This is a genomic window from Secundilactobacillus odoratitofui DSM 19909 = JCM 15043 (genome assembly GCF_001434895.1).
Taxonomy (GTDB): Bacteria; Bacillota; Bacilli; order Lactobacillales; family Lactobacillaceae; genus Secundilactobacillus; species Secundilactobacillus odoratitofui.
Window position 1 is genome coordinate 163,716 of sequence record NZ_AZEE01000030.1, and the last position, 14,172, is coordinate 177,887.

General features: G+C 39.6%; 11 protein-coding genes. All 11 read left to right on the forward strand.

The window, feature by feature from the left end:
* Positions 1-173 precede the first annotated feature (173 nt).
* Positions 174-1,097, forward strand: coding sequence for a type I pantothenate kinase (gene coaA / locus FD04_RS10995; RefSeq protein ID WP_056948859.1), 924 nt, complete (start codon positions 174-176; stop codon positions 1,095-1,097).
* Between the two features lie 237 nt (positions 1,098-1,334).
* Positions 1,335-2,885, forward strand: a complete 1,551-nt coding sequence (gene guaA, locus FD04_RS11000) for a glutamine-hydrolyzing GMP synthase (RefSeq protein ID WP_156660462.1) — start codon at positions 1,335-1,337, stop codon at positions 2,883-2,885.
* 494 nt (positions 2,886-3,379) lie between these two features.
* Positions 3,380-3,967, forward strand: a complete 588-nt coding sequence (locus tag FD04_RS11005; RefSeq protein ID WP_056948862.1) for a hypothetical protein — start codon at positions 3,380-3,382, stop codon at positions 3,965-3,967.
* A 46-nt stretch (positions 3,968-4,013) separates the two neighbouring features.
* Positions 4,014-4,613 carry a hypothetical protein gene (locus tag FD04_RS11010; protein ID WP_056948864.1) on the forward strand — a complete coding sequence of 200 codons (600 nt, stop codon included), beginning with the start codon at positions 4,014-4,016 and terminating at the stop codon, positions 4,611-4,613.
* Between the two features lie 27 nt (positions 4,614-4,640).
* The gene (locus FD04_RS11015) at positions 4,641-5,321 is read left to right on the forward strand and encodes a zinc ribbon domain-containing protein (RefSeq protein ID WP_235805695.1); all 681 of its coding nucleotides are present in this window, start codon (positions 4,641-4,643) and stop codon (positions 5,319-5,321) included.
* A gap of 27 nt (positions 5,322-5,348) precedes the next feature.
* A complete protein-coding gene (locus FD04_RS11020; RefSeq protein WP_056948866.1) occupies positions 5,349-5,909 on the forward strand; it encodes a hypothetical protein in 561 nt (186 codons plus the stop codon).
* A gap of 729 nt (positions 5,910-6,638) precedes the next feature.
* Positions 6,639-9,341 (forward strand): class I SAM-dependent DNA methyltransferase, encoded by a 2,703-nt coding sequence (locus FD04_RS11025; RefSeq protein ID WP_056948868.1) that lies wholly within the window; start codon positions 6,639-6,641, stop codon positions 9,339-9,341.
* Positions 9,331-11,283 carry a DEAD/DEAH box helicase gene (locus tag FD04_RS11030; protein WP_056948870.1) on the forward strand — a complete coding sequence of 651 codons (1,953 nt, stop codon included), beginning with the start codon at positions 9,331-9,333 and terminating at the stop codon, positions 11,281-11,283. Before FD04_RS11025 ends, FD04_RS11030 begins: the two co-directional genes overlap by 11 nt.
* The gene (locus FD04_RS11035; protein ID WP_056948872.1) at positions 11,276-12,487 is read left to right on the forward strand and encodes a GIY-YIG nuclease family protein; all 1,212 of its coding nucleotides are present in this window, start codon (positions 11,276-11,278) and stop codon (positions 12,485-12,487) included. The genes FD04_RS11030 and FD04_RS11035 overlap by 8 nt, the downstream gene beginning before the upstream one ends.
* Positions 12,488-12,528: 41 nt before the next feature.
* Positions 12,529-13,134 (forward strand): hypothetical protein, encoded by a 606-nt coding sequence (locus FD04_RS11040; protein ID WP_056948874.1) that lies wholly within the window; start codon positions 12,529-12,531, stop codon positions 13,132-13,134.
* Positions 13,127-14,104, forward strand: coding sequence for a hypothetical protein (locus FD04_RS11045; RefSeq protein WP_054700791.1), 978 nt, complete (start codon positions 13,127-13,129; stop codon positions 14,102-14,104). The genes FD04_RS11040 and FD04_RS11045 overlap by 8 nt, the downstream gene beginning before the upstream one ends.
* The last annotated feature ends 68 nt before the right edge of the window (positions 14,105-14,172 follow it).

Sequence of the window (14,172 nt, forward strand, 5' to 3'; positions counted from 1 at the left end):
CCGCTAGCACGTAGTAATAGTGACAGTTCAAAATGGGGTGGTAGAGGATGCAAATGAAATCATTTGTGAAATTTAACCGCACTAAAAACCGGGAATGTCGTGTAAAATGATAGCGCTTCAGGTATAATAGTCACAATATTGATTGTGAAAACGGATTAATGAGGCAGACACTGATGACTGATTTTATGAATTACGATGTATTTACTAAAAACCAATGGCGTGACTTCTACCAGGCTGCGTCGGTCCCATTGACGCAGGCCAGCTTAAAGCAGATCAAGGCGTTTAACGATCAGATTTCTGTGCAGGATGTTCAAGACATCTACATTCCCCTGATCCACTATTTGGGACTTCTGATCAAACACTTTGATCAATGGCAGAATTCTAAGGCCGCGTTCTTACGTCAGCCGACCCGCCACGTGCCTTACATTATCGGAATTGCTGGTAGTGTCGCGGTGGGTAAAAGTACCACTGCGCGTCTCTTAAAAGTGCTGATGAACCACTTTTTTGCGGACCAGCGAATTGAAATGATCACCACGGATGGTTTTTTGTACTCAACGTCTGAACTGAAACGAAGAGGCTTGTTGGCACGCAAGGGGTTTCCTGAAAGTTATGATATGAAGGCCCTGATTAAGTTTTTGAACGATGTGAAATCTGGTAAGCCGCTAATGGAGGTACCAGTATACTCGCACAAAGTCTACGATATCGTACCAAATGAAGTGCAAGAAATCGTGCAACCTGACGTTTTAATTGTGGAAGGGATCAACACTTTGCAGCTGCCAAGTACCGAACAGATTTATGTATCGGATTTTACGGACTTTTCGATTTACGTCGATGCACGGCCTAAGTTGATTGAAACTTGGTACCTTGATCGCTTCAAGGCGTTATTGAAACTGGCAGCTGGTGACCCAGAGAACTACTATCACTCTTACACCAAAATGCCGGAAGCAGAAGCTGTGGCAGCGGCTGAAAATATTTGGTTAACGATTGATCTACCAAACTTAGAGGATTATATTTTACCGACCCGCAACCGTGCGGATATGATCATTCATAAGGCGGACCAGCATATTATTGATCAAGTGATGTTGCGGAAGTCATAGAATTAGGCGGTTGCGCTGGCTCGTATTTCAGGTCTAGTGAAGTTGAAAGCGACAACAAAAGTCGAAACGTTCATGGTTGAGTGTTGAAGATGGTGTAAACGATTGAATACAATCTATTTTGGTAGCCAAAAGCGAACAATGAAAACTTTCTAATTTTGATTGACCGGCATTAGAAGTATCGGTATAGTATATCTATGGAAACAGATTCTGTTTGACAATAAGAAAGGTGTGAATGGATTGGCAAAGGTGGATTTATCGTCCTTTGATAAGATCATTGTGCTGGACTTCGGTTCTCAGTACAATCAGTTGATTACTCGCCGGATTCGTGACCTCGGCATCTATTCTGAATTGATGTCACATAAGATCACAGCCGATGAAGTCAAAGCCCTTAATCCCAAGGGTATCATCTTTTCGGGTGGCCCTAACAGTGTGTATGCTAAGGATGCGCTGCGGGTTGACCCTGAGATTTTCAAGTTAGGCATTCCAATTTTGGGAATTTGTTACGGGATGCAGTTAATGGCTTACACGTTGGATGGTCAAGTCGACTCTGACAACGGTCAGTACGGTCGGGCTGCCATCACCGTTACCAGTGATGATGCCAAGTTATTTGCCAACACACCACGGGAACAAAACGTCTGGATGAGTCATGGTGACTTGGTTACCAAGGTGCCAGAAGGCTTTACTGCCGTTGCAACCAGTCCCGAATGCCCAATTTCTGCAATGCAGGATACGGCGCGTAACTTCTACGGCATTCAATTCCATGCCGAAGTTCGTAACACTGATTATGGTAACGAAATCTTGAAGCACTTCGCCTTTGACGTGTGCCAAGCTGAAGCAAACTGGTCAATGGATGACTTCATTGACTTACAAATTCAACATATTCGTGAAACTGTCGGTGACAAGAAGGTCTTACTTGGCCTTTCCGGTGGGGTTGATTCTTCCGTTGTCGGCGTGCTCTTGCACAAGGCCATTGGTAGTCAACTAACCAGTATTTTCGTTGATCACGGTCTGTTGCGTAAGGGTGAAGCTGAACAAGTGATGGACAGCTTGAAAGGTAAGTTCGGGTTGAACATTATCCAAGTCAACGCCCAAGAACGGTTCTTGTCGAAGCTGGCTGGTGTCAGCGAACCCGAAAAGAAGCGGAAAATCATTGGTAACGAATTTATCCAAGTCTTCAATGATGAAGCCCAAAAGTTGGACGGCATCGACTTCTTGGCTCAAGGTACGTTGTATACCGACGTGATTGAAAGTGGAACTGACACAGCGCAAACCATCAAATCTCACCATAATGTGGGCGGTTTGCCAGAAGATATGCACTTCCAATTGATCGAACCACTGCGTTCACTCTTCAAGGATGAAGCCCGTGAATTAGGTGAGAAGTTGGGCATGCCATCCGATTTAGTTTGGCGCCAACCATTCCCTGGTCCTGGTCTGGGCATTCGAGTTATCGGTGAAATCACCGAAGAAAAGCTCGAAATTGTCCGTGATAGTGACCTGATTCTCCGGGAAGAAATTAAAAAAGCCGGCTTAGACCGCGACATCTGGCAATACTTCACCGTCTTACCAGGAATTCGTTCAGTCGGTGTCATGGGTGACGGCCGGACCTACGATTACACCGTTGGTATCCGGGCCGTAACGTCAATCGATGGGATGACTGCTGACTTTGCACACATTCCATACGAAGTCTTAGCTCAAATTAGTACGCGAATCGTTAACGAAGTGAAGCATGTTAACCGTATCGTGTATGATGTAACGAGTAAGCCGCCTTCGACCATTGAGTGGGAATAAGTCTGATATTTTAGGCTGAGTTCTTGCTCGTTAAATGATTAAGATGAAATTTGAAAGCTACTGCGAGTACTTAGAGATAAGTGCCAGCAGTGGCTTTTTTGCTGTTATGAAAAATTGACTGTTAAAAGCGATTTTAGTTATTTTAAAGTTGATAGAAGATTGGAGAAGTATGTGCTTTCTGTAGTTAACATTCATGCTTACTCAGAAGTTTTTTATGAGAGATAGTATGTAGGCTTGCAAGTAACAATTAGTGTGATTAATTATTTTTTAAGTAACTCATTAATGTTTTATTGACACATTAATATACATTTATTAGTATTAGTTTAACAAAATATTTATATCAGAATATTTTAGAAAAGGTATAGGTCCATTAGACTAAAAAGGGGGAACTGATCGCATCAGTATTATTGTTAATGGGTACTTATTTTCCAACGCCAACTAAAATTTTGAATGGTTGGCATTGAACATATTCTGTAATTCTTGGGGGAATTAGGATGACACATTTTAGAAAAAGTTTAGGGTTATTGGGTGTTTCACTTGGCTTGATTGGTGGCGCAATCGTAGTTGGTAGTACGGAAACTGCAAATGCGGCTACATGGCACAAAGGCATCCCTAGCACATTTAAGACGCATAAGTATTGGGTAACAAAGTCCAAAGTTAAGACTGAGTATGGTAAGAACTACTATGGCCGAAAGTACATTACATTTTCATACCGGAATAAGATTTGGTCAATCACCCGATTTGATGCGATGTACTACAAGGATGGCAAGGGTTACATCAACAATAATTTTATTAACTACGATTCCGGAGAAGGTACACCATATTTAGCGTATGCCAAAACTAAGAAGAATACGTACGAGTTGAAGCGGACGAAGCAGATGTCTGGTTGGCCTGAGCGACATTACAGATTCCAAAAATCCGGTAGTACGTATAAAGTTTGGACTAGATCTTACTGGAATCATATTGATCCCAATGTCGCTTCGAATCGAACTGAAAAGAAGTGGACTAAAGTTGGCAACTTTTCAATCTTGAAAAAGGGCGTTCGGCAAAGCACGTTAGATAAAAAAGATCCGCTGAAATAAATTATCAGTTAACTGAATACATTTAAAAATTCATGGGGGAATTAACATGATTAAATTGAAAACGGCCTTTTTATTAATTGCCGCCACTTTGGGTTTAGGCATGGCAACGACGAGTCACGCGCAGGCTAAAGTTTTGAAGTATCGTACCACATCTTCTAACGCCTTTAGTTATACGAAGTACCATCAGGCTTTTATGTATGGTGGAAGAGAGGGTAAATCAACTTTACTATTTAAAACAAAGTTTGCGGCCAACGCTGATTTTGATAATTTTTATACGAAATATACTAAGACACAGCAAAATCAGATTTTGGATGCATACGGTCCAGTATTTAATGATGGATTAGCGCATAAAGTTTTTTATGCACGGAAAGTTAAAGGTTATCCAAAACTAATGCAGCTAAAAATTGGCAAAAAAACCTGGTACACCTTTTTGTTAGACGCTAAATTTTATAGATACAACACGTGGCGTTCCGGCCATAAAATTAAATCTTTACTACCACCTACGGACAAGAAGCACATTATGCTAAAAGCCAAAACGCACGTTTATTCTTCTCAACCATGGGTAGAAAATTGGGCTTTTAAACAGAATCCTGGTTATACGTGGTACCGCTACAACGGTCACAGTTGGTACAAGTTTGATAAATAATTTAAAGAATGAATCCTAAAAAACGTCTTGATTAAAGGCGTTTTTTGTCAATTAATCACGAATTTTGGGGGAACTAAAGAGATGACAAATCGTAACTATTGCACCAATTGTGGTGAAGAAATGCCAATTGACGTACCTTTCTGTGGCAATTGTGGCGTCGCAAAGGGAACGGCAAATAACTTCTGTGCTAATTGTGGATCCGCAGTGATTGCAGGTTCAGCTTTTTGTACTGTTTGTGGCGCAAAACTACTAGTTGAATCAATGCAACAAAATAACCAACAACCGGCAATGGTGAATAATAATCAGAACGCTGGCAATACCAATCAAAATGCTCGACATCACTCAAATCTCTTACCGTGGCTGATTGGTGGGGTTTTCGTGCTGATTGTAGCAGTGGTCATTTTATTGCCTAAAGATCCTAATGGAAAATTCGTATATCAAAAGATTGATACTTCCGACTCAGCCAAGGAAAAGATTACCAAAACATTCACGATTTCCGGTGAGAAATATACGTTCCACGGTGTTGTAAAAGTTCAACAATCAGACGGTAAATACGTCAATGCGGGGACTACTGACGAAAAAGGCAAGGTTAAGTACAAGAAAGATAAAATTATGTTCACTAACACGAATGGAACAAGCATCGTTGGTAATTTAGCCAAAGATCATAAAAGTATTATTTACGACGGTCAAAACTTTAAAAAGAAGTAGTCAGTATTTATATTGGGGGACTTGGATATGTTTAAGAAAGTCGGCGTCACATTTTCAATCATGTTAACCGCAGTCTTGATGCTAGCAGGTTGCGGCAAACACCAAACTGAAAACACCGATGGCAGTTCAAAAGTGACGAGCAGTAAATCGACTGCCACCAGTGGCCAACAAAGTAGTGATACGCATAAATCGAAAAGTAATATCTTTGAAATATCAAAAAGAAAATTGGCAAACGATAAAAAAATCGTGACGGAAAAATTAACTAGCCAAGATTATATGATCATGCCGGTACTTTATAATGGCGAGGATGTTAATCAAGCGATGTCCAAACAAAAAGCACCACAAAACACAGCCCATGACTATGCCATTTCAGTTCATTTTGAAAATAATGGTACTGCGGAATTGACGCATTTAGGACAGGTGCGGCCAGATGACGAAACCTACAAAATTTCGGCGCAGACGATTTCGGTTGGCGAGAACCAAATCCCATACCGTATTAGTAATAAACAGGTATCATTTTCTTCTTGGACGGGTTCTGACACTCAAGGTGGAAAAATTACTTATCAATTAGTGGTAGCTCAGAATTGAAATAGATTTAATGAACCGTACCCCAAAATGATTGGTTCTTCGTCAAACATCCTAAAGTAAGAGGTATCAAGATTGTGACGACAATCTTGATACCTCTTTTACTATACTTAAATTGAGATTGAGGTCGTCAATTCCAGTGGAAGTTAAATTCTGGGTGTCAAACTGAAGTTGAGAAGCAAACTGTAAATCAATTCCAAATAAGGTAGCACAGGTAAAATTTGGTTTCAAAGGTGTAAGGAAAATAGGGTAAAATGAACATCGCCGGTTAAATTTTATTCGTTTTGCACATTTGCATTATGTGATTGGAAATGTTTGAGCTACCGACTACTCAGACTCAAATCTTTGGAATTTCAGAGTAGCTTGTCCACCAATCAGAGGCACAAATGTCGTTGGAAAATCAAGTTATCTATAGCGGAATACTGGGTGTGGTCTTTATTTTGAGGCGACTGTAATGAAGAAATTTTTTTGACTCAAGTGTTTCCGACTCAGGTGTTTCCAAAAATTGGTGGTGTTAGCGAGTTGGTTTACTTGACGAGAAAATGAAAAATCCTGTAATCATTAGTTTCTTGTCTAAGAATGGTAGGACACTCCAAGCTTCAATTATTGTAGGAGATAACGTGTGCTTCCTTATATTTATTAGGTAACGAAATACATTATTGTATAGCTTCTTGTGTCTTACTACACTTTATTGGATAATTAGATTAAGAATACTATTTAGGGGAGAACATAATGGCAATCATTGAGTATGAGGATCAAATTCAAGAAATCGTGGATAAACTGGATCACTCTGAGTTTATCTATGATTTTTTAAGTGTCTATGATATTCCAAGAGCAACGATTACGAAATTGCGAAAAGGAATAAATAACTTAGCAACAGAAATCGGCGCTGTATATCTTAAAAATAAATTGTATTTCAGAGAAGGTATTGGTAATCTAATGCAGGATTTTGCTGACTTACAAGAACGCGTAGACGAAATCGGTTCTAAGCCACGGTATCTTCTTGTTACGGATTATCAGCACTTACTAGCTAAGGATACAAAGACCAACGAAACGTTAAATATTAAATTTGATAAGTTGCCACAGTATTTTGACTTTTTTCTTGCGTGGAACGGAATTGAAAAGGTCGATTTTGATAAGGAAAATCCAGCTGATGTTCGTGCTGCCGAACGATTTGCAAAGCTATACGATGTTGTGGTTAATGATAACCCCGATGCAACACGCAAAGGGTTAAATCTTTTCTTGATCCGTATCCTGTTCTGTCTATTTGCTGAAGACACCAATATTTTTAAACATGACTTGTTTACTAATCGGGTTAAGCAGATGACTGCAGATGACGGTAGCGACTTCAATCAATTCATCGGTGGTCTTTTTGGTGTGCTGGACTTTGAAAAGAGTCAGCGACCAGCAAATACTCCCGATTGGTTGAATGAATTTCCGTATGTTGACGGTGATTTATTCAAAGACCAGCATGAACCTTTACACTTTAGTGCTAAGTCGCGAAAATTGATTATTGAAGCTGGGGAACGCCTTAAATGGAATCAGGTTAATCCTGATATTCTTGGTTCGATGATTCAAGCAGTTGCCAGTGAAGATAGCCGTAGCCATTTAGGGATGCACTATACGTCAGTTCCAAATATTATGAAAGTTATTAAGCCGCTGTTCTTGGATGGATTGCGCGAGGACTTTGAAGTGGCTAAGGGTAACGAAGACAAATTGCAGCGGTTATACGATCGCATTGGCAAGATTAAGTTTATGGATCCAGCCTGTGGTTCAGGTAACTTTCTGATTATCACGTATAAGGAGCTACGACAGCTTGAAATCGATATTCTAATTGAACTTAATAACATTGGTGTTTCCACTATGTATGTGCCATCAGTTACATTGAATCAATTCTATGGAATTGAAATTGATGACTTTGCTTGTGATGTGACGCGGTTGTCGTTATGGATTGCTGAACATCAGATGAATGTGAAATTGCACGAACAAGTTCGTGATGCTGTACGTCCCACGCTGCCGTTACAGCATGCTGGGGCAATTGTAAACGATAATGCACTTTTGGTGAACTGGAATAAGGTTATGCCAACAAGCCCCACTTCTGAAAGTTATCTATTTGGTAATCCTCCTTATCTTGGATCTTCCATGCAGAGTAAGAAACAAAAATCAGAAGTGACTGAAGTTTTATCTCACGTTATTTCAAAGTATAAGAACTTAGATTATATTGCGTGTTGGTTTGTACTAGCAGCAAACTATTCAAAAAACTCAAAGACTCAGTTTGCATTCGTCTCAACGAATTCAATTTGTCAGGGAGAGCAAGTTGCACCATTGTGGAACGTTATATTAAGAGACTTTGATATTAAGTTTGCATATCAGTCGTTTCCTTGGGAAAACAGTGCAAAAAACAATGCAGGTGTTGTTGTTGTAATAATTGGATTAGTTAACCACAGTATTAAAACAAAAAAGATCTTGATTGATTCGGAAAATCTGATGAGGGAGGTTGATAGCATAAGTCCATATCTTGTTGAAGGTGAAGCTATCATTGTTGAACGTACATCCAAGCCTATAAACAATCTTCCGGAAATGGTTAAAGGAAGCCAACCATCGGATGGCGGAAACCTTATACTAACGAATGAGGAGATAGATGATTTAAAAAAAATACCACTCAAAAATGGAATTATACGGAAATATGTTGGATCCAAAGAATTTATTAACGGAACGTATAGATACTGTTTGTGGATGGATAAATCAAGTTATTTAGTTAATCGACAGTTCAAACAAGTTGAGATGCGGGTGAAAAACGTTGAGCGGTTTAGATTAAGTAGAAGTACGCAAATCACAAAGAATGCCGCAAAAATTCCATGGGCATTTATGCAGCGTGGCGCATATGCTACTGCGTACGGTGAAATCAAGGATGATTCTAAAATTACTATCATTGTTCCTCGTGTCTCTTCTCAAAATAGGCTCTATATTCCGATAGGGATTGTTAGTTCGGACGTAATCGTAGCTGATTCTGCAATGGCGATTTACAACTCAAGTGTATGGATAGTGGGATTATTGATGTCAAGAATGCATATGGTATGGGCATCCAATGTTGGTGGTAAGTTAAAGTCTGATTATAGATATTCAGCTGGACTTGTTTATAATACTTTTCCGGTACCAAAAATAACTTTGCGTAGAAAAAAAGAAATTGAAGAGTTAACTTATCAGATACTTGATCTTCGTGAGGAGCGAGGACTTTCGCTAGCTGAGTTATATGGTGCTCCATTGGCGGATAAACATCCCAAAGATATGGATTCTAATCTGAAAGAAATTCACTTTGCGCTTGATGAATTAGTTGACCGAGAATATGGAACAGGGCATTTTGAGAATGATTCTCAAAGATTAAAGTTGTTGTTGAGTATGTACAAAGAAGAGGTACGAACATTTGAAGAGTAAGCAAGTAGTCGATATAAGTTACCACCAGACTGGCAAGAGCACCAATACAAACGAATTGGGCATGCGTGAGATGCAGGCACGCGTCTATCAACATCGCAATTCACGGTACATTTTAGTAAAAGCGCCCCCAGCTTCTGGTAAATCTCGGGCTTTGATGTTTGTTGCCCTTGATAAGCTAGCCAATCAAGGCGTTCGGAAGATTATTGTAGCAGTACCTGAACGATCGATTGGTAAGTCTTTTCAACATACCGAGCTAACCAAGTCTGGTTTTTATGAGAATTGGATAGTAGATTCACAGTATGATCTTACATTGAACGGGGGTGCTGCCGGAAAAGTTCAAAAATTCGTTGATTTTCTAAATGATGATACGGCGACCATTCTCATTTGCACACATGCCACGTTGCGGTTTGCCTATGAGAAAGTTGACGATGACCATAAGTTTGATAATGTAATGCTGGCTATTGATGAGTTTCATCATGTTTCTTCTGAAGATAGTTCCGTTCTGGGTGGGACGTTAAAGAACATTATGCACAATTCAACGGCACATGTTCTAGCAATGACCGGGTCTTATTTCCGTGGTGATTCATCGCCAATTCTGACACCGGGTGATGAGCAACAGTTCGATAAAATTAATTATACCTATTATGAACAATTGGACGGTTACAAGTATCTGAAATCGTTTGGCATTGATTATAAGTTTTATCAGGGGTCGTATCTGACTGCTTTGGACAAGGCAGTAGATGTTTCTAAGAAAACCATCATTCACATTCCTAGTGTTAATTCAAGTGAATCAACTAAGGATAAGTACAATGAAGTTGATGCTATATTTGATGCCATTGGAACGGTTGAATCACAGGACGATGAAACAGGTATTTACACACTTAAGAGTCATGTAGATGGGCGTTTATTGAAGGTCGCTGATTTAGTCAATGAAGAGGGTCGCGATAAGGTTCAAGAATATTTGCGTGAGATGAAGCAGGCTGATCAGCTGGATATTTTGATTGCGTTGGGTATGGCTAAAGAGGGTTTTGACTGGCCATGGGCAGAACAGGCATTGACGATAGGTTACCGTCGTTCGCTAACGGAAATTGTGCAAATCATCGGTCGAGTTACACGGGATAGCTCCAATAAGACGCATGCCCAGTTCACAAACATGATTGAGCAGCCGGATGCTAAAGACGGTGAAGTTCAATATGCGGTCAATTCGATTCTTAAAGCAATTACTGCCTCACTGTTGATGGAACAAGTACTGGCACCAGAGATCCATCTGAAAGCTCGTAAGCATAAGACGGACAAGTCTTCGGATAATGGTGGTGATATCTTTGTACGGGGATTAAAAGATCCGTCAACCAAGGCTGTTCGTAGCATTATTGAGAACGATATGCCTGACTTGAAGGCAGCAATTCTACAGGATACCGCAGTGAAAAATGGTATTGCGGCTAATGTGGACGCTGAGACGATGAACAAGGAATTGATTCCTAAAGTTATTATGACTCGTTATCCAGGTCTGAATAATGATGAGGTCGAGGAAGTCCGTCAGTACGCGGTTGCAGATACTGTGCTTCGGCATGCTGTCGTGGATCAAACTACGGATAAACACGGTAATACCAACGAATTCTTACGAATGGCTGATAAGTTCATCAACGTTGATGAACTGGACATCAACCTGATTGATTCAATTAATCCGTTCCAGCGAGCTTACGAAGTATTGTCCCAGAATATTGACAGTGACGTTTTGCGGACAATTCAGCGTTCCATTGACGCGAAGAAGTTTGATTTTGATGAAGATGAACTAGTCTATCTATATAATCAGACTAAGCAATTCATCGCTGATAATGGTCGGGAGCCGGATAAAGGAAGTCGCGACGAACTTGAAGTGAAGATGGCATATGCACTTGCTAAACTAAGGGATATGCAGGCACGGAGGCAGCAAAATGGATAATCAAAATTTGATTCGGTCACTGGATGATATTTTCAATGATCCGGATGCAGCATCTTTACTTGCTAGTAAACCTAAACATAGTGATGTAAGCTATAACCCCACGGTTGAAGGGTTTAAAGAGATTACCGACTGGGTTATTGCTCATGATGGTAGTGAACCACAGAAGCTGCGTGACCCATCACAGATGAAGCAACGTAAGCTGGCAAGCCGATTGAAAGGCATTCGTGAAAATCCAGAACGTCGTGATATGTTATTACCGTATGATACGGCAGGGTTACTAGTGGTTCGTGAAGAGAGTCCGGCACTGAATGAAATTGTGAAAAAAGAAAAGCAAAATTTTTCTTCGTTAGACGATATTCTTAGCGATGATTCCATTCTGTTTAAAAAAAGTGATCAGCAGGCTGCCGGTAGTAAGTTATTTGATACCAAAAAGCTGAATGAGATTCAGCGTGAACAAGAAAACAGACCAGAAGTGATTTCTCATCGTAAGCGGATGAAGAACTTCAGTTCGTACGAGGTAATGTTTCAAAAGGTTCAGGCTGAAATTGCATCCGGTCAACGGGAACTCCGTCCATTCAAAAACTACGAGTTATTAAGTAAGCATTTTTACGTTCTTAAGGGACAGTTACTGTACATTGATGAAATTGGTGAAGAAATTAAACTTGACGACAAAAGTAATCGAAAAACCGATGCAAGAATGCATGTGATTTATGATAATGGAACTGAAAATAATCCTACTCGAAATGGTCTAGCCTCGTCTTTGTATGGACGTCAAGGTAGAATTGTTACAGAAGTTGAAAATGGTGTTGAATTATCTAGTGATGATCATGTGACTGGTTTTATTTATGTACTGAAATCATTGAGCGACAATCCTCAGATAAAAAAAATACAAGCAAAGCATACATTGTACAAAGTTGGTTTCACTACTGGTTTTGTACAAAAGAGAATTGCCAATGCGGAGAATGAATCGACGTATTTGTATGCTCCAGTACAGGTTGTTGCAGAAATAAAAGTGGTGAATTTGAAAGCAGAAACGCTGGAAACTGCGCTGCATCATGCACTAGCGCAATATCAATTAAATGTTGATATTACAGTTGCAAATGGAAGAATCGTCAGACCGCGAGAGTGGTTTGTGGTAGACCTGAGTGTAATTCAAGATATTGTCCAGAAAATTGTGACACAGCTTCTTGCCAAAGAGCCCTGATACTTGATAAATTTTGAAAGTGTATATGAAAGGAGTAAGAAATGCTGATAGGCACAAACAGGCTTTTTAAAATCGTCTACTTTATAACAGCAATGAGTCCAGCGTACCTTTTGTTTACCACAACATTTATTCCAAGCAAGGAAGAACTTATTCAACTTGAATGGCCAGTCTTTGTATCTTGTGTACTAGTTGTGCTTATTATTGAGTTGGTTATTTCAGCATTACTTACTTGGGTGTTAATTAGACTATTGAAACAGCAGGCGATGTTAAAAAACGGTGGAATCAAGACTAAAGTAGTTAAAAGAAAAATGAATGAGGGCCTCGTTGAATTTTTAATGGGAACCGCAGTAAGCTCAACAATCGGTCTTTCATTGAGTACTTCAAGACCCTTTCTCTCAGTGATGATTTTATTTTTATTTCAATCCCTTCTATTTTCATTATTTCAATCTAGTACAAATTCTATGCCCAATGTGTTTTTGGTTCTAGGTGGCTGGTCATATGTACGGTGGGGTGAAGGGTATTTGTTCATGCGTACAAGAGACTTTCGAGATTTAGCAGGACAAGAAGTCCAAGGTACGCCAATTGGTGATTCGATTAGTGGTAGTTATGTGATTGTAAGAGAAAATGAAGGTGAAGTCGATGATTGATACTGTGTATTTAGGAATTTATGGTCGAAGTAAAATTGATTCAGTCCTGAACTGCTGTTTTAGTCAGCAACTTTGTACGGAAATCGACAAATCACTTTATTATGGGCAAAAAGATAACGAAGACTTCTATCAGGCAACTGATCAATTAGGAATTTTTGATCAAAACTCATTGATAACTGAAGATCCATACAAAGAGTGTTTAAGTGAAGAATCACCGGAGTGGAAGGCCCTATTACAAATCACTGAAGGTATAGAAAGAAACATTCCATCAAATGGCTTGGTAGATGAAAGCTATCGTTTTGTCGCGCTTAAAAGTAATACAGCGGATGGGTATCTACTACATCTGATTCCAATTTATCGTGGGGCAAAGATGATTAATAAAACTCTTGGTTGGAAAATAAAAGATTTATTAACTGGGCAGATGGGTACAGCTCATGTTCCATTAACCGTTGATTTTGATAAGGCGTCCTCCTTAAATCTTGATTATTGCGTTGTCACGACATTTCGAATTACGCTTGATGATTCTCAAAAATTGCTAAGTGCGACTGAATATGTCTGGAATGTAACTGGGCATGAATATTTATTTAAGTTGCACGAAGCCAATAGGCAGATTGCGAAGAAAATAATTGGAGAATTTGCGGCACATAGTGACGGATTTTTAGTTTCGAGTGACAAATATCAAGTTAGTTTACCCGATACTGAAGAACTATTTGCAGTGGTTAAAGATGACTTGCGCACTATTAATAGGCTTGCTAAGTATCGTGGAGGAGCGGATGACTTCGATATTTCTAAAGTAAAGGCAGCTAATGAAAAGCTGAATTCAGTAGATCGAGTTTTAATCAACGATGAGAAAAAAACGATAACAGTTAACAAAGAGTGTATCGGTACTTTTACCGCTCTGATACACAATTTACTTCTTGAAAGGCTTATTTCTGGTGATGTGGAAATTCCATTCAAGAATCATCATTGATTCTTGATATCCAAATTAAGCCAGTGAACGGATAAATGCTGTCGTTGCTTCGATAATTTAGGACAAAT

Bases quoted from the DNA above. Each gene is read 5' to 3' on its own strand.
- FD04_RS11010 (WP_056948864.1), top strand. From the start codon at position 4,014: ATGATTAAATTGAAAACGGCCTTTTTATTAATTGCCGCCACTTTGGGT.
- FD04_RS11005 (WP_056948862.1), top strand. From the start codon at position 3,380: ATGACACATTTTAGAAAAAGTTTAGGGTTATTGGGTGTTTCACTTGGC.
- FD04_RS11020 (WP_056948866.1), top strand. From the start codon at position 5,349: ATGTTTAAGAAAGTCGGCGTCACATTTTCAATCATGTTAACCGCAGTC.
- coaA (WP_056948859.1), top strand. From the start codon at position 174: ATGACTGATTTTATGAATTACGATGTATTTACTAAAAACCAATGGCGT.
- FD04_RS11035 (WP_056948872.1), top strand. From the start codon at position 11,276: ATGGATAATCAAAATTTGATTCGGTCACTGGATGATATTTTCAATGAT.
- FD04_RS11045 (WP_054700791.1), top strand. From the start codon at position 13,127: ATGATTGATACTGTGTATTTAGGAATTTATGGTCGAAGTAAAATTGAT.
- FD04_RS11040 (WP_056948874.1), top strand. From the start codon at position 12,529: ATGCTGATAGGCACAAACAGGCTTTTTAAAATCGTCTACTTTATAACA.
- FD04_RS11025 (WP_056948868.1), top strand. From the start codon at position 6,639: ATGGCAATCATTGAGTATGAGGATCAAATTCAAGAAATCGTGGATAAA.